Raw genomic sequence first — 15,209 nt, 5'->3', positions numbered from 1 at the left:
GCGTGCCGTGCGACGCGTCGGTTCACGCGACTCGGTTCACGCGACTCGGTTCAGTGGAAGAAGTGGCGCGTCCCCGTGAAGTACATCGTCGCGCCCGCCTTCCGCGCCGCCTCGATCGTCTGCTCGTCGCGGACCGAGCCGCCCGGCTGGACCACGGCCCGGACGCCCGCGTCCAGCAGGATCTCCAGGCCGTCCGGGAACGGGAAGAACGCGTCGGACGCGGCGTACGCACCGCGCGACCGCTCCTCCCCCGCCCGCTCCACCGCGAGCTTCGCGGAGTCGACACGGTTGACCTGGCCCATGCCGACGCCCACCGACGCCCCGCCCTTGGCCAGCAGGATCGCGTTGGACTTGACCGCGCGGCACGCCTTCCAGGCGAAGGACAGCTCGCGCAGCTCGGCCTCGGAGAGCGGCTCGCCCGTCGCGAGCGTCCAGTTCGCCGGGTCGTCGCCGTCGGCCTGGAGCCGGTCGGTGACCTGGAGCAGCGCGCCGCCGTCGATCGGCTTGACCTCCACCGCGGCGGCCGGGGCCTCGGGGCAGCGCAGCACGCGGATGTTCTTCTTGCGGGCCAGCACCTCGACGGCACCGTCCTCGTACCCCGGCGCGACGATGACCTCGGTGAAGATCTCCGCGACCTGCTCGGCCATCGCGACGGAGACCGGGCGGTTGACGGCGATCACGCCGCCGAACGCGGAGAGCGGGTCGCAGTCGTGCGCCTTGCGGTGCGCCTCGGCGACGTCGTCACCGATGGCGATCCCGCACGGGTTGGCGTGCTTGATGATCGCGACGCAGGGCTCGGTGTGGTCGTACGCGGCACGGCGCGCGGCGTCCGTGTCCGTGTAGTTGTTGTACGACATCTCCTTGCCGTGGAGCTGCTCCGCCTCCGCGAGCCCGCCGTCGGCGGCGGTGTAGAGCGCGGCCGGCTGGTGCGGGTTCTCGCCGTAGCGCAGCACGTTCGTACGCGCGTACGTGGAGCCCAGGAAGTCGGGGAAGCCGGAGTCGTCGGCCGCGGCGTAGTCGTCCGCGAACCAGGAGGCGACGGCCACGTCGTACGCCGCGGTGTGCTGGAACGCCTCGCCCGCGAGCCGCTTGCGCGTCGTCAGGTCGAAGCCGCCGTTCCGTACGGCGCCGAGGACGTCCGCGTACCGCTCGGGGCTGGTGACGACCGCGACCGAGGGGTGGTTCTTGGCGGCGGCGCGGACCATCGAGGGGCCGCCGATGTCGATCTGCTCAACGCACTCGTCGGGGGTGGCCCCGGAGGCGACCGTCTCGCGGAACGGGTACAGGTTCACGACGACCAGGTCGAACGGTTCGATCTCCAGCTCGGCGAGCTGCTCGCGGTGGGAGTCGAGACGCAGGTCGGCGAGGATTCCGGCGTGGACGCGCGGGTGCAGCGTCTTGACGCGGCCGTCCAGGCACTCGGGGAAGCCGGTCAGCTCCTCGACCTTGGTGACCGGCACACCGGCGGCGGCGATCCTCCCGGCGGTGGAGCCGGTCGAGACCAGGGTGACGCCGGCCTCGTGCAGACCGCGCGCCAGCTCCTCCAGGCCCGTCTTGTCGTAGACGCTGACCAGTGCGCGCCGGATCGGCCGCTTCGTACCCTCGGCTGCCGTGCCCTCGGCGGCTGTCCCCGCGGCGGTCACGGACCCCTGATTATTCACCGACGTATACCTTTCGTCCCTCGATACGGCAGCCGTGCCGGGCCAGTGTCCCCACGACCTCGACGAGCAGCCGCCGCTCGACTTCCTTGATGCGCTCATGGAGAGCGTCTTCGTCGTCCTCCTCCCGGACCTCGACCACGCCCTGCGCGATGATCGGGCCGGTGTCGACACCGTCGTCGACGAAGTGGACCGTGCAGCCGGTGACCTTCGCCCCGTAGGCGAGCGCGTCCCGTACACCGTGGGCACCGGGGAAGCTGGGGAGCAGGGCGGGATGCGTGTTGACGCACCGGCCGCCGAAGCGCGCCAGGAACTCCTTCCCCAGGATCTTCATGAAGCCGGCCGAGACCACGAGGTCCGGCTCGTACGCCGCGGTGGCCTCGGCGAACGCCGCGTCCCACGCCTCGCGCGTCGCGTAGTCCTTCACCCGGTGCACGTAGGTCGGCAGTCCCGCGCGCTCGGCGCGCTCCAGACCGGCGATGGAGTGCCGGTCCGCGCCGACGGCGACGATCCGGGCGCCGAAGCCCTCGGGGTCGTCGCCGATGGCGTCGAGCAGTGCCTGGAGATTCGTGCCGGACCCGGAGACCAGGACCACGATCCTGGCCGGGGCGGCGGGGGGCCGGGGGACGGAGGGCCGGGGGACGGAGAGCGGGGAGGCCACAACGGGCGCCTTTCTGGGAGCGAGCACAGCCTCGCGGGTCGTGCGGCGTTGTACGGACGGCGACTTGGCGTGGTCGTACGGCTTTGTGGGGTCGTACGAACGAGTCACGTTCCCCGATACGGGGAACTCTACGAAGGAGCCGACCGTCAGCAACGATACCGGCACACCGAGCGGCCCCCACGGGACGGGGGCTCGGCCGGGAGGTAGCGTCTGGGGACAGGGTTCGTCTCCGGGACGGGCCCGTACAGGACAAGACCCCCGCGTGATGGGTCTGAGGGGAAGACGTTCACCACATGCAGGACCGACGCCGCCGCACGGCACTCCACATCCCGCCGCCCTCCGGGCCGGTGCTGCTGCCGCGAGAACGCCAGTCCTCCTCCACCGGCCCGTCCGGCGCCTCCGGAACCGGCTCCGGTTCCGGTTCCGGGACCACGGGACCGTCGTCGGGATCCGCGGAGCCGGAGGGATCTTCCGGTACGTCGGGGACGTCCGGGGCCGGCGGGTCCGGGGCGGGCGGCTCCTCCGACGACAATCCGTTCGCGCCGCCGCCCGAGGACAGGCCCGACCAGCCCTGGCAGCCCCGGCGCCCCGAGAACGGCGAAGGGCAGGACGGCGGTTCCGGTCGCGGTGGCTGGGGCAGCCAGTGGAGCAGCCGCCAGCCGGGCCGCTCCTCGGGCGGCTTCGGCAGCCGCGCCGGCGGCCAGGGCGGCAACGGGCCGTACGGTCAGAACGGGCCGGACGGTCCGGCCAACGGCCAGGAAGGCCCAGGGGCCGGCCCGGGCGGCGGCCCGCGCTGGGACCCGACGGACCCGGCCCAGCGCCGCGCCCGCTACGCCCTGCTCGGCGGATTGTGGGCCTTCTTCTTCGCCCTGTTCGACCTCCCCGAGATCGCCCTCCTCCTCGGCGCTCTCGCGGTCTACTGGGGCGCCAGCTCCCTGCGCGCCAGGTCCAGGAAGCCGACGGACGGCACCGCCGCGACCGGCGCCGGACAGCCGTCCCTGACGGGACAGCCGGGGCCGTCGGGACAGCTGAACCGGCCCGGCCAGGACGGCCGGCCCGGCCAGACCTCGACCAGGCCGCAGACCACGGCGGCGGTGAGCGGCCTGCTGGCGGCCGGGCTCGCGCTGGCGATCGTGGCGACGACCTTCACGGTCCAGCTCGTCTACCGCGACTACTACACCTGCGTGAACGACGCGCTGACGAAGACGGGCCAGCTCTCCTGCAACGACCTGCTGCCGCGCTCCCTGGAGCCGGTCTTCGGCGTCAAGGAGTAGGCCACCGGCCGTCCGGGCCGTAGGCCGCCGACCGCCCGGCCGCGCCTACCGCGCCCCGGACGGCGGTTCCACCGGGGGCGGCGCGGCCACCGGGCCCTGCGGCTCAGGAGGCTGCGGAGGCTGCGGTACGGCCAGGTCCTGCGGCTCAGGAGGCTGCGGTACGGCGGGGAAGTGCCGCTCGGGCGGCTGCGGCGCGGCCGGGTAGTTCGGTTCGGGCGGCTGCGCCGTGGCCGGGTAAGGCGGCTCCGGGGGCTGCGGTACGGCCGGGAAGTCGGCCAGCAGGTCCCCCGACGCCTCCTTGAACGCGGCCCACCGTGCCTCCCGCGCACCCCGCTCGTGCCAGGCGTCCGCCGCCAGGAAGTCGTACGGCTCCTCGTCCGGATCGACGCCCCCCTCGTCCGCGCCCGCCGGCCGGAGGTCCAAGGCGTCCAGGACGCCCGGGTCACCGCCCGCCCCGGGCACGCTCCCGGGCCCGGGGGGTACGGCGTCCACGCGACCTGTCGCCATGGCCTCCCCCGGGCCGCTGCGCAGCCCCAGCCACCACAGCGGCGCCCGCCACCACGCCGGAAGCGCCGGCTCGGCGACGGCGGCGCCCACCGCCGTTCCCGCCTTCTTCCCCGCCTTCTTCCAGGCCTTCTTCCCCGCCCTCCTCGCCTCCTGTCCCGCGCTCTTCTCCGCCTTCTCCGCACGCCGCGCGGCCCGCCGCTCGGCCCTGCTCACCGGCTCCGCGTCCGGCGCGCCCTTCACCCGCCGCGTCCGCAGCCGCCAGGCTCTGAGCAGCAGCGCGACCGGTACGCCGAGGCCCACCGTCCACACCAGCGCGGCGCCGCCGGTCAGCCACCAGGCCGGGCCGAAGGAGGCCAGCCGCCCGTTCCCCAGCGGCCCGCCCGCCAGCGCCGCCAGGAGCGCCATCAACGCCGCGCACACCGCGCCCCCGAGGGCCGTCCCCAGCGCCGTGTCGCGCGCGCTCCACGCCTCCTCCCGTACGGCGAAGGGCGGCACGGCCACCCGGAGTGTGAACCAGGCGACCGTCGCCCCCGCGACGGCGGGCACCGCCGCCACGGCCCAGTTCAGCGCCGTGGCCGGACCTTCCGGCACGGCCGCGAGGAGCGGGAAGGAGGGCGGCGCGGGGTTGCCCAGCACCCCGAACGGGGTGACCGTCGCGCCCGTACCGAGTACGAAGCCGGGGCCCAGCGCGTACGCCGCTCCCCAGATCGCGGCGTTGGGCACCAGCGTCACCCCCAGCAGCAACAGGCCGCACCGCCCGGACCAGTCCGCGGCGAGCTGCTCGAAGGACGCGTGCGCCGGGCCGCTGTGCCAGCCGAGCGAGATCCCGACGAGCAGCGCGCCACCGCCCGCCAGCAGCAGGGCACCCGCCGCGCCGGAGCGCAGGGCGGCCCGGGTCCTGGTGCGCGCCAGCGCCGTACGTACCGCCCCGGGCAGCCACATCGGCAGCGGTCCGCGCGGGCGTCCGCTCGCCGTCCACGCCCCCGCGGTCGCGGCCAGGAGGGTCACGACGGGCAGTCCGAGCAGCGCGCGCAGCGGATGAACCGTCAGCGGGCCGCCCGCCACGTAGAGCACGACGACACCGCCGACCAGCAGATATCCACAGCTCACCGTGGCCACGGCACCGAGCGCGGTGAGCTGTGGACGTCCCTCTTCCGGTTCGAGGGTGTCCCGTGCCGCCCGGTGGATCAGCCAGACGGGCAGGGCGACGAGCAGCAGCGGCACGACACCGAGCGGCGCGGGCCCGCCGGAGAGCGTCTCGGGGCGTACCAGCTCGAAGCAGTGGGACAGCAGCCAGAGCCCTGCCGCCACATGGAGGGCAGAACCCGCTCCGCCGTCCGGGTACGGAGAGGCGATCCACATCGCCGTCAGGAGCACGGCGAGCATGCCGAGGCCGAGGCCCGCGGCGATGGCCCCGCGAAGGAAAGAGGCGGTCAGCGCGGCGGCCCGACCGCGGTCCACGGCCGAGGCCGAGGACAACGGTGTGCCGCGATCGGTCAATTGGGTCACCACGCCATGTTGCCCACGACACGCTCTTTATCTGTGCAACAGGCGAATTTTCGCCATGTCGCTCAATATGCGCTTATGTGCTTTTTCTCCCATCACCGCGCCGCAGGGAGCCCTTCATGACCCGGAACACCACGCAGAACTCCACCCCGCAGCCGACCCCGGCCGACACGTCCGACGCTCCCGGCACGTCCGGTGCGGCGCTCCCCTCTCCGGAGGAGCGGCGCCGGCTGCGCGAGGCGAAGACGATGACCGAGAAGCAGGCGGCGACGGCGGTGGGGGTCACCCGGGCGACGCTCAGGAACTGGGAGACCGGCCGTAAGACGCCGCGCGGGCGCAAGGGAGAGGTCTACGCGAGGCTGCTGGCGGGCATCGCGGCCGAGCTGCGGCTGGCGGAGGAGCGGGCACGGCGCACGGAGCGGGCCGCGGCACGGGCGGCACAGGAGCGGTCGGCGGCGCGGCAGCACCATCACAGCGCCGCGTCCACGTCTGCGCCCGCGCCCGAGCCCGCGGCGCCGCCGGAGTCCGCATCTGACTCTGCGTCTGTCTCGCCGTCCGTCTCGCCGTCTGCTTCTTCATCTGCTTCTTCATCTGACTCTCCATCCGACTCCGCATCCGGGTCCGCAACCGCCTCCACACCTGACCGCGCGCCCGGGCCCGCCGCGGAGCCCGGTGTCGTCCCCGTCGCCTTCAGCGGGGCCGCCGTCGCGTCGCTCACGCCCGACCAGGCGTTCGACGCGCTGTACGCCTGCTCCGCGCCCGCCCTCGTACGGCAGACGTATCTGCTCACCGGACGGCGCGCCCTCTCCCAGGAGTCCGTCGAGCGTGCCTTCCACTGCGCGTGGGAGAGCTGGCCCCGGGTCGCGGTCGACCGGGACCCGGTGGGCTGGGTGCGGGCCGCGGCACACGAGTACGCGATGTCGCCCTGGCACCGGCTGCGCCGCGCGCACCGCCGCCCCGACCCGGTCCATGGTGAGCGGGAGCAGGAGGGGGCCGACAGCCGGGCGCTGCGCGAGGCGCTGCTCGCGCTGCCGCCCTCGTACCGCCGCGCGCTGCTGCTCTACGACGGGCTCGGGCTCGACCTGCCGGAGACCGCCGCCGAGACGGAGGCCAGCACCCCGGCCACCGCGCACCGGCTGATGCGCGCCCGCAAGGCCGTCTCGGCGCGGGTGCCGGAGCTGGCCGACGCCGAGACGCTGCACGAGCGGCTGAGCACGCTCGTCCGCGCGGTGACGTCCGCGGAGATCGCGTCGGCGCAGGCCGTACGGAACGGCAGCGAGCGGCGGGCCACGATCTGGACGCGGGCGGCGATCGCCTTCACCGTGCTGATCATCGGAGCGACGAGTTTCACCCTGGCCACCGCTCCCCGGCAGTACGAGCCACGGCAGTCGCCGGGCGAGCGGGTCGGCGGCGTTCCCGTGCCGAGCGGTCCCGAACGGCTCAGCCCCGAGGATCTGCGGCTGCGTAACGCGCTCCGGACGGCGCCGATGACCGGCCCGTACCGCCTCGTACCCCTGGCAGGCTGACGCCGGCCCGCGTCGCGCGCCGCCCCACCGCACGCGCGTGGGCCCGCACCCGGAGGGGGTGCGGGCCCACGCGCGTGTGGTCCGTACGTCCGTACGGAAGGCGATGGATCAGCCGGCGAGGATGGCGCGGGCGAGCCCGGCCGTCTCGGTCGGCGTCTTGCCGACCTTCACACCGGCGGCCTCCAGGGCCTCCTTCTTCGCCTGGGCCGTGCCGGAGGAGCCGGAGACGATGGCGCCGGCGTGGCCCATGGTCTTGCCCTCGGGCGCGGTGAAGCCCGCGACGTAGCCGACGACCGGCTTGGTGACGTTCTTCGCGATGAAGTCGGCCGCGCGCTCCTCGGCGTCGCCGCCGATCTCGCCGATCATCACGATGAGGTCGGTCTCGGGGTCGGCCTCGAACGCGGCGAGCGCGTCGATGTGCGTCGTACCGATGACCGGGTCGCCACCGATGCCGACGGCGGAGGAGAAGCCGATGTCGCGCAGCTCGTACATCATCTGGTAGGTCAGCGTGCCGGACTTGGACACGAGACCGATGCGGCCGGGCTTGGTGATGTCGCCCGGGATGATGCCGGCGTTGGACTGGCCGGGGGTGATCAGGCCCGGGCAGTTCGGGCCGATGATCCGGGTCTTGTTGCCCTTGCTGCCCGCGTACGCCCAGAAGGCGGCGGAGTCGTGGACCGCGATGCCCTCGGTGATCACGACGGCCAGGCCGATCTCGGCGTCGATCGCCTCCATGACGGCGGCCTTGGCGAAGGCCGGCGGCACGAAGACGACGGAGACGTCGGCACCGGTCTTCTCCATGGCCTCGGCCACGGAGCCGAAGACGGGGACCTCGGTGCCGTCGAAGTCGACGGAGGTACCGGCCTTGCGCGGGTTGACACCGCCGACGATGTTGGTGCCGTCGGCGAGCATGAGCTTGGTGTGCTTCATGCCGGTGGCGCCGGTCATGCCTTGGACGATGACCTTGCTTTCCTTGGTCAGGAAAATAGCCATGGTTGTGGTTTCCCTCGTCCCTTACTTGGCCGCGGCCAGCTCGGCGGCCTTGTCGGCCGCGCCGTCCATGGTGTCCACGCGCTGCACGAGCGGGTGGTTGGCGTCGGAAAGGATCTTGCGACCCAGCTCCGCGTTGTTGCCGTCGAGCCGCACGACCAGCGGCTTCGTGACGTCCTCGCCCTTGGTCTTCAGCAGTTCGAGGGCCTGGACAATGCCGTTGGCGACCTCGTCGCACGCGGTGATGCCACCGAAGACGTTGACGAACACGGACTTGACGTCCGGGTCGCCGAGGATGATCTCCAGGCCGTTCGCCATGACCTCGGCGGACGCGCCGCCGCCGATGTCGAGGAAGTTGGCGGGCTTCACGCCGCCGTGCTGCTCACCGGCGTACGCGACGACGTCGAGGGTCGACATGACCAGACCCGCGCCGTTGCCGATGATGCCGACCTCGCCGTCGAGCTTGACGTAGTTGAGGTTCTTGGCCTTGGCGGCGGCTTCGAGGGGGTTGGCCGCGGCCTTGTCCTCAAGCGCCTCGTGCTCGGGCTGGCGGAAGTCCGCGTTCTCGTCGAGCGAGACCTTGCCGTCGAGCGCGATGATCTTGCCGTCGCCGGACTTGATCAGCGGGTTGACCTCGACAAGGAGGGCGTCCTCCTTGATGAAGACGGTCCACAGCTTCTGCAGGACGTCGGCGACCTGGTCCGCGATCTCGGCCGGGAACTTCGCGGCGGCGACGATCTCGGCGGCCTTCTCGGGCGTGCAGCCCTCGTGGGCGTCGACCGGGATCTTGGCGAGCGCGTCGGGGTTCTCCTCGGCGACGACCTCGATCTCCACGCCGCCCTCGACGGAGGCCATCGCGAGGAAGGTGCGGTTGGTGCGGTCCAGCAGGAAGGAGACGTAGTACTCCTCCGCGATGTCCGCGGTCTGGGCCAGCATCACCTTGTGGACCGTGTGGCCCTTGATGTCCATGCCCAGAATCTGACCGGCCTTCTCGACGGCGTCGGCCGCGTCGGAGGCCAGCTTCACGCCGCCCGCCTTGCCGCGTCCGCCGACCTTGACCTGCGCCTTGACGACGGCCTTGCCGCCGAGACGCTCGGTCACCTCGCGGGCGGCCTCGGGCGTCTCGATGACTTCACCGGCCAGCACCGGTACACCGTGCTTGGCGAAGAGGTCCCTCGCCTGGTACTCGAACAGGTCCACGCGTGTCCGTCCCTTTGTCTTTTTAACCGCAGCCTGGTGATCGCGGGTTCGTTGTCTGCGTGGGCGTGCCGCGAAGGGCAACGTGACTGCGCTGTCACTGAGGAAGGCGTACGCGGTGTCCGCTACGCGGCATGTCCGCCTCGCAGGTTATCCCCGTGGGACGTGGGTCCCTAAATCGCAGATCACAGATGAGCGGTGATACCTGTCACAGAGCGGTGATACCCGTCACACGGGGCATGGCTCCCCCGAACGGCTGTCTCAGCGCCGTGGCCGTTCGCCGTCCGGTATGGGGAGGGGGCGCTTCTCGATCGCCGCGGCCATCACCTCGGGAAAGAGGTCGGGCGTGCAGGCGAAGGCCGGAGCGTCCAGCGCGGCGAGCGCCGCGGCGTGCTCGCGGTCGTACGCCGGCGCCCCCTCGTCCGAGAGCGCGAGCAGCGCCACGAACTGCACGCCCGACGCCTTCATCGCGGCGACCCTCTTGAGCATCCCGTCGCGTATCCCGCCCTCGTAGAGGTCGCTGATCAGGACGACGACGGTGTCGGCGGGGCGGGTGATCCGCGACTGGCAGTAGGCGAGCGCGCGGTTGATGTCCGTGCCCCCGCCGAGCTGGGTGCCGAACAGGACGTCCACCGGGTCGTCGAGCTGGTCGGTGAGGTCGACGACCGCCGTGTCGAAGACGACGAGACGGGTGTCGAGGGAGCGCATCGACGCCAGGACCGCGCCGAAGACGGAGGCGTAGACGACGGAGGCGGCCATCGACCCGGACTGGTCGATGCAGAGCACGACGTCCTTCTTCACCGACCGCGCCGCCCTGCCGTACCCGATCAGCCGCTCGGGCACGATCGTGCCCTGCTCCGGGAGGTAGTTCTTCAGGTTCGCCCGGATCGTACGGTCCCAGTCGATGTCGCGGTGGCGCGGTCGGCTGATCCGCGCGGAGCGGTCGAGCGCGCCGGTGAGGGTGGCCCTGGTGCGGCCGGCGAGCCGCTTCTCGATGTCCTGGACCACCTTGCGGACGACGGCGCGCGCGGTCTCCTTGGTCGTCTCCGGCATCGCCTTGTTGAGCGAGAGGAGGGTGCCGACGAGATGGACGTCCGCCTCGACGGCCTCCAGCATCTCCGGTTCGAGCAGCAGCGTGGCGAGCCCGAGCCGGTCGATGGCGTCGCGCTGCATGATCTGGACGACGGAGGTGGGGAAGTACGTACGGATGTCGCCGAGCCAGCGGGCCACGGAGGGCGCGGAGCCGCCCAGCCCGGCGGACCGGCCCCCGCCGCCCGTTCCGTTCCTGCCGCCGCCCCGGCCGCCGTACAGCGCGGTCAGGGCGCCGTCCATCGCCGCGTCCCGGCCGGCGAGCGCGTGCCCCGTGCCGTCGGCGGTGTCCCCGCCGAGCACCAGCCGCCAGCGGCGCAGCCGCTCCTCGGCGGCCGGCTCGTCCGTCGCCGCGCTCGTGTCCGTGCCGGTGGCCGGGTCCGTGGCCGTGTCCGTGGCCGGGTCCGTGTCCGTGGTCATGCGTCCGCCCCCACCAGGTCGTTGTCGTTGCGGTCGGCGCCCAGCAACAGCCGGAGCACCGGCAGTACGGCGTCGGCGCGCGCTGTGTCGAGCCCCGGGCCGAAGCCCGGCGCGGTGACCTCGGCCGCCGTCGGTCCCGAGGCGGCCGGGCCGCACCGGACCAGCTCGCCCAGGGTGCGGCGGACACCTGGTTCGTACGCCGAGAAGGTGCGGCGCAGCAGCGGCAGCACATCGGTGAAGGCCTCCGGCGCGACACCGGTCAGCCAGGCGTCGACCAGGCCGAGGAGGCGTTCGTCGTGGATCAGCAGCATGCCGCCGCCGGAGCCCGCCCCCGGCGAGGTGCCGCTCCCGGACGCGCCGCCGACGAAGCCCTCGACCCAGGCGGCGGCGTCGGCGGGTGGGGTGCCGGGCGACAGGGCGAGCCCCATCAGCCGGGCGGCCTCGTCCTCCGCGAGGCGTCCGTCGTCCAGCAGCAGCCGGGCGGCCCGCCCCCGGATCTCGCCGGGCGCGCTGTCCCGCCCCGCGAGCTTGGCCAGCACGGCCGCCCACCGCCCGCCGAGGTCCCCGTACCCGGACTCCCCGCCCGCGGAGCCCTTCTTCCCGGCGTTCCCGTCCCCGGGGCCCCTGTCCCTGGAGCCCTCGTCCCCGGAATGCCCCTCGGATCGGCCGGAGCCCGCCCGCAGGAGGCCGATCGCCGTGTGGACGTTGTCGAGGTGGCCGCGCATCTCGGCGGCGCCGTCCGCGTCGAGCGCGGTGCACGCGGGCGGCAGGCCGACGCAGATCCGCTCCGCGAGGCCGGCCGCGACCTCACCGAGCGCGGCGGTGTCGGTGGACCGTACGTCGCCGTACCGCAGCGACCTGGCCAGCGCGGGCAGCGCCTCGGCGAGCCGGCCGATGTCGGCGTCGAGCGCGGCGCGGTCGGCGAGGGCCCGCATCACCACCGGCAGGGCGTCGGGCAGCGCGGCGAGCAGGCAGCGTTCCGCGAGAGCCGTGACCTCGGTGAGCGCGGTCGCCGACCGGGCCCGCGACACGGCCTTGGCGGTGGCGGCGGCGAGCACGGTCGTGCCCCAGATCCCTGCTTCCGCGACCCGTACGTACAGCTCGGGCTCCCAGCTGAGCCGCCAGGTCTCCCGGAAGGTGCCGGTGCTCCCCCGTCCCGCGGTCGCCTCGCCCCAGCCGATGTCCAGCAGCCCCAGCCGGTGCAGCAGGGTGCTCTTCGCCGTGTCGGTCTCCTTGCGGAGGTCGAGGTCCAGCTCGCGCTCCGACGCCTCCGGCTTGAGCCGCAGGGAACGCTGGAGCCGGGTGAGGTCGCGCTGGAGCGGTACGGCGGGCGCCGTGTCGGGAACCTCGCCGAGCAGATCGCCGACGATCAGCCGGTCCCGGATCAGTCCGAGCGGCACCTCGGATCCCTCGCACATGACGGCCTGTACGGCGTCGACGGTCTCCGTGAGCCCGGCCAGCGGCCGGCCGCGCAGCACGGCGAGGGTCCCCGCGAGCCGTACCGCCTCGATGACATGGGCGGAGGAGACGGCGTGGTCCTCCTCCCGCAGCAGCCCGGCGACCTTGGTGAGCCAGCGCTCGACGGGCTGGTCGGGTGCGCTGAAGAGGTGTCCGTACCAGCCGGGTGAGTCGATACCCGCGCCGTAGCCGCTGTGGCGGGCGAGCCTGCGGTGGGTCCAGGGCACCCAGGTGAGGTCGGTTCTGACCTTGGGCAGGCCCTTGAGCAGCGCGCGGTCGGCGGCGAGGGTGGTCCTCGCGCGCAGCGCCGGTACGTGCCAGGCGCCGCAGACGACGGCGACCGCTCCGTCGCCGAACTCCTTGCGGGCCGCGCGGAGCTGGATCCGCATATGGGCCTCGCGGACGAGATCCCGCCGGTGTCCGCCGGAGCCGTACTCCTCGCGCAGCGCGCCCATGGCCTCCGCGACCGCCTCGAAGGGGGCGAAGGGGTCGTCCGCCCGGCCGGGGGCGCGGTGCTCGACCACGTCCTCCCACCAGCGCTCGGGGTCGTCGTACCCGGCGGTCCTGGCCAGCACGGCGAGCGGGTCGATCCGCACGCCTTCCGCCTCGTTCCCGGCCTCGCCCCCCGCTGTTTCGGTGTCGCCGCCCTCCGCCGCGCCGGTCCCGGCCGGCCCGGCGTCCGGTTCCGTGGTGAGCGCGAGCGAGTGGGCGGCCGGCAGATCGATGAACCTGACCGGCACGTCGTGCGCGAGCGCCCAGCGGATCGCGACCCACTCGGGGGAGAACTCCGCCAGCGGCCAGAACGCGGCGCGCCCCGGATCGTCCACGGCGTGCGCGAGGAGCGCGACGGGTGGCCGCATCGCCTCGTCGGCGGCGAGCGGCAGCAACGCGTCGCCCTCCGGCGGCCCTTCGATCAGTACGGCGCCCGGCTCCGCCGCGTCGAGCGCGCTCCGTACCGCCCGCGCGGACCCGGGCCCGTGGTGCCGGATCCCGAGCAGCAGCGGCCCCGCGGGGCGCGGGGTGGCCGTGGTCACGCGCTCACCTCTCGGCAGGCGCGGTAGAAGTCCTTCCATCCGTCGCGCTCGCGGACGACCGTCTCCACGTACTCCTGCCAGATCACCCGGTCCGCCGCCGGGTCGCGGACAACCGCGCCGAGGATCCCGGCCGCCACGTCGCCCGGCCGCAGCACCCCGTCGCCGAAGTGCGCGGCGAGCGCGAGGCCGTTGGTGACGACGGAGATCGCCTCGGCCGTGGAGAGCGTCCCCGAGGGGGACTTGAGCTTCGTACGGCCGTCGGTCGTGACGCCGTCCCGCAGCTCCCGGAAGACCGTGACGACCCGGCGGATCTCCTGGATGCCCTCGGTACCGTCCGGCAGTTCGAGCGAGCGGCCCATCTCCCCGACGCGCCGGGAGACGATGTCGACCTCGGCCTCGGGGGTGGCGGGCAGCGGCAGGACGACCGTGTTGAACCGGCGGCGCAGCGCGCTGGAGAGGTCGTTGACCCCGCGGTCGCGATCGTTGGCCGTGGCGATCAGGTTGAAGCCGCGAACGGCCTGCACCTCCTCGCCCAGCTCCGGGATCGGGAGCGTCTTCTCGGACAGGATCGTGATGAGCGAGTCCTGGACGTCGGCGGGGATCCGGGTCAGCTCCTCGACCCGCGCCGTCATGCCGTCGGACATGGCGCGCATGACCGGGCTGGGCACCAGCGCGTCGCGGCTGGGGCCGTTGGCGAGAAGCTGGGCGTAGTTCCAGCCGTAGCGGATCGCCTCCTCGGGTGTCCCCGCCGTGCCCTGCACCAGCAGGGTGGAGTCACCGCTGACGGCCGCCGCGAGGTGTTCGGAGACCCAGGTCTTGGCGGTGCCCGGCACGCCGAGGAGGAGCAGGGCGCGATCGGTGGCGAGCGTGGTGACCGCGACCTCGACGATCCGGCGCGGTCCCACGTACTTCGGTGTGATCACCGTGCCGTCCGGCAGGGACCCGCCGAGGAGATAGGTGGCCACGGCCCACGGCGAGAGCCGCCAGCGGGCGGGCCGCTGCCGGTCGTCGGCCGCGGCGAGGGCCGCCAGTTCATGGGCGAACGCGTCCTCCGCGTGCGGGCGCAGGGCCTGGTCGCCGGTGGTCCCGGCCGTCGTCGAGGTGGTTTCGGGCATGGTCATGGATCCCCCTCCAGATCGGTCGACCTGTTGTGGATCCCACGGTGCACCACGCCACTGACAATCGGCCGTCCGTGCAGGTCAGAGCCAGTCCGAGCCGGTCCCGCGGCGGGCCGGACCGCTCCGGGCCGGGCTGCTCCGGAACCGTCCCGGCCGACGCACCGGCGCCAGAACGGAAGGTGCCCCGCGCCCAACGGAGGAGATCCGGCGGGCGCGGGGCGGTGATCCTGCGGCGGGCGGGCGCGTCACCCGGCGATCGGGGAGACCGCGACGCAGCCGCCGGCGGCGGCCTTGCCCGCGTCGGTCTCCTCCTTGATGACCTCGCCCTTGTAAAGGATCTTGCAGGTGACCTCGGCGTCGGCGCCCAGCGCCATCGGCATGACGGCGGGCGGCATGATGCCGCGGAGCGTCACTGTCTTCTTCCACGGCAGCGTGGGCTTCTCGACCGTCTCGATCTTCGGTCCCATGGCGTCGCCCCCGCCGCCGTGGAAGTCGATCGTGTCGATGTTCTTGCCCGTCACCTCGTAGGTGACCTCGTAGGTCTCGTTGACGGCCTTGTCGACCTCGTCGGTCACCGCCTTGTCGACCCGCTCGGTGGTCTCGGAGCAGGCGCCGAGGCCCAGCGCGAGACCGGTGACGGCGAGGGTCGTGAGGGCGGCGCGGACGGTACGGCGGGTGCGGACGGTTCTTCTGGTGCGGGCGGTGCGGTCCATCGGTGATTTCCCCCCTGGTCGTGGTGCTGAAGCTCTTCGAGCATAGCAAAACCGACAC

11 protein-coding genes are annotated in these 15,209 nt (G+C 73.3%); 2 read left to right on the top strand and 9 right to left on the bottom strand.

Going from position 1 to position 15,209, the window contains the following annotated elements; translation table 11 throughout:
- Positions 1-50: 50 nt before the first annotated feature.
- Positions 51-1,643: a bifunctional phosphoribosylaminoimidazolecarboxamide formyltransferase/IMP cyclohydrolase gene (gene purH / locus ACFTZC_RS12445; RefSeq protein WP_382888758.1), complete on the bottom strand. Its 1,593-nt coding sequence runs from the start codon at positions 1,641-1,643 to the stop codon at positions 51-53.
- A gap of 10 nt (positions 1,644-1,653) precedes the next feature.
- Entirely contained in the window at positions 1,654-2,319 is a 666-nt protein-coding gene (gene purN, locus ACFTZC_RS12440) for a phosphoribosylglycinamide formyltransferase (protein ID WP_382888757.1), read from the bottom strand.
- A 293-nt stretch (positions 2,320-2,612) separates the two neighbouring features.
- On the opposite strand from purN, the gene ACFTZC_RS12435 reads away from it, so the two are divergent.
- Entirely contained in the window at positions 2,613-3,593 is a 981-nt protein-coding gene (locus ACFTZC_RS12435) for a hypothetical protein (RefSeq protein ID WP_382888755.1), read from the top strand.
- 45 nt (positions 3,594-3,638) lie between these two features.
- On the opposite strand, the gene ACFTZC_RS12430 is transcribed toward ACFTZC_RS12435, so the two are convergent.
- Positions 3,639-5,609, bottom strand: coding sequence for a DUF6350 family protein (locus ACFTZC_RS12430; protein WP_382888754.1), 1,971 nt, complete (start codon positions 5,607-5,609; stop codon positions 3,639-3,641).
- A gap of 116 nt (positions 5,610-5,725) precedes the next feature.
- Between ACFTZC_RS12430 and ACFTZC_RS12425 the strand changes: the two genes are divergently transcribed.
- Positions 5,726-7,132, top strand: a complete 1,407-nt coding sequence (locus ACFTZC_RS12425) for a sigma factor-like helix-turn-helix DNA-binding protein (protein ID WP_382888753.1) — start codon at positions 5,726-5,728, stop codon at positions 7,130-7,132.
- Between the two features lie 108 nt (positions 7,133-7,240).
- Here ACFTZC_RS12425 and sucD read toward each other — a convergent pair whose 3' ends face one another.
- From sucD to ACFTZC_RS12395, 6 genes are all read right to left on the bottom strand, one after another.
- Positions 7,241-8,125 carry a succinate--CoA ligase subunit alpha gene (gene sucD, locus ACFTZC_RS12420; RefSeq protein ID WP_382888752.1) on the bottom strand — a complete coding sequence of 295 codons (885 nt, stop codon included), beginning with the start codon at positions 8,123-8,125 and terminating at the stop codon, positions 7,241-7,243.
- Positions 8,126-8,146: 21 nt separating this feature from the next.
- A complete protein-coding gene (gene sucC, locus ACFTZC_RS12415; protein WP_382888751.1) occupies positions 8,147-9,322 on the bottom strand; it encodes an ADP-forming succinate--CoA ligase subunit beta in 1,176 nt (391 codons plus the stop codon).
- A gap of 258 nt (positions 9,323-9,580) precedes the next feature.
- Positions 9,581-10,828, bottom strand: coding sequence for a VWA domain-containing protein (locus ACFTZC_RS12410; protein ID WP_382888750.1), 1,248 nt, complete (start codon positions 10,826-10,828; stop codon positions 9,581-9,583).
- The gene (locus ACFTZC_RS12405; protein ID WP_382888749.1) at positions 10,825-13,359 is read right to left on the bottom strand and encodes a DUF5682 family protein; all 2,535 of its coding nucleotides are present in this window, start codon (positions 13,357-13,359) and stop codon (positions 10,825-10,827) included. The genes ACFTZC_RS12410 and ACFTZC_RS12405 overlap by 4 nt, the downstream gene beginning before the upstream one ends.
- Positions 13,317-14,441 (bottom strand): AAA family ATPase, encoded by a 1,125-nt coding sequence (locus ACFTZC_RS12400; protein WP_382888748.1) that lies wholly within the window; start codon positions 14,439-14,441, stop codon positions 13,317-13,319. Before ACFTZC_RS12400 ends, ACFTZC_RS12405 begins: the two co-directional genes overlap by 43 nt.
- 242 nt (positions 14,442-14,683) lie before the next feature.
- Complete coding sequence (locus ACFTZC_RS12395) at positions 14,684-15,151, bottom strand: MmpS family transport accessory protein (protein ID WP_382888747.1); 468 nt, start codon at positions 15,149-15,151, stop codon at positions 14,684-14,686.
- Positions 15,152-15,209 lie beyond the last annotated feature (58 nt).

Source organism: Streptomyces sp. NPDC056987 (assembly GCF_042673865.1).
In the GTDB taxonomy this organism is placed as follows: domain Bacteria; phylum Actinomycetota; class Actinomycetes; order Streptomycetales; family Streptomycetaceae; genus Streptomyces.
This window is presented reverse-complemented; position numbering and strand designations above follow the sequence as displayed.

Bases quoted from the DNA above. Each gene is read 5' to 3' on its own strand.
- ACFTZC_RS12435 (WP_382888755.1), top strand. From the start codon at position 2,613: ATGCAGGACCGACGCCGCCGCACGGCACTCCACATCCCGCCGCCCTCC.
- sucD (WP_382888752.1), bottom strand. From the start codon at position 8,125: ATGGCTATTTTCCTGACCAAGGAAAGCAAGGTCATCGTCCAAGGCATG.
- ACFTZC_RS12410 (WP_382888750.1), bottom strand. From the start codon at position 10,828: ATGACCACGGACACGGACCCGGCCACGGACACGGCCACGGACCCGGCC.
- ACFTZC_RS12405 (WP_382888749.1), bottom strand. From the start codon at position 13,359: ATGGAAGGACTTCTACCGCGCCTGCCGAGAGGTGAGCGCGTGACCACG.
- ACFTZC_RS12400 (WP_382888748.1), bottom strand. From the start codon at position 14,441: ATGACCATGCCCGAAACCACCTCGACGACGGCCGGGACCACCGGCGAC.
- ACFTZC_RS12425 (WP_382888753.1), top strand. From the start codon at position 5,726: ATGACCCGGAACACCACGCAGAACTCCACCCCGCAGCCGACCCCGGCC.
- ACFTZC_RS12395 (WP_382888747.1), bottom strand. From the start codon at position 15,151: ATGGACCGCACCGCCCGCACCAGAAGAACCGTCCGCACCCGCCGTACC.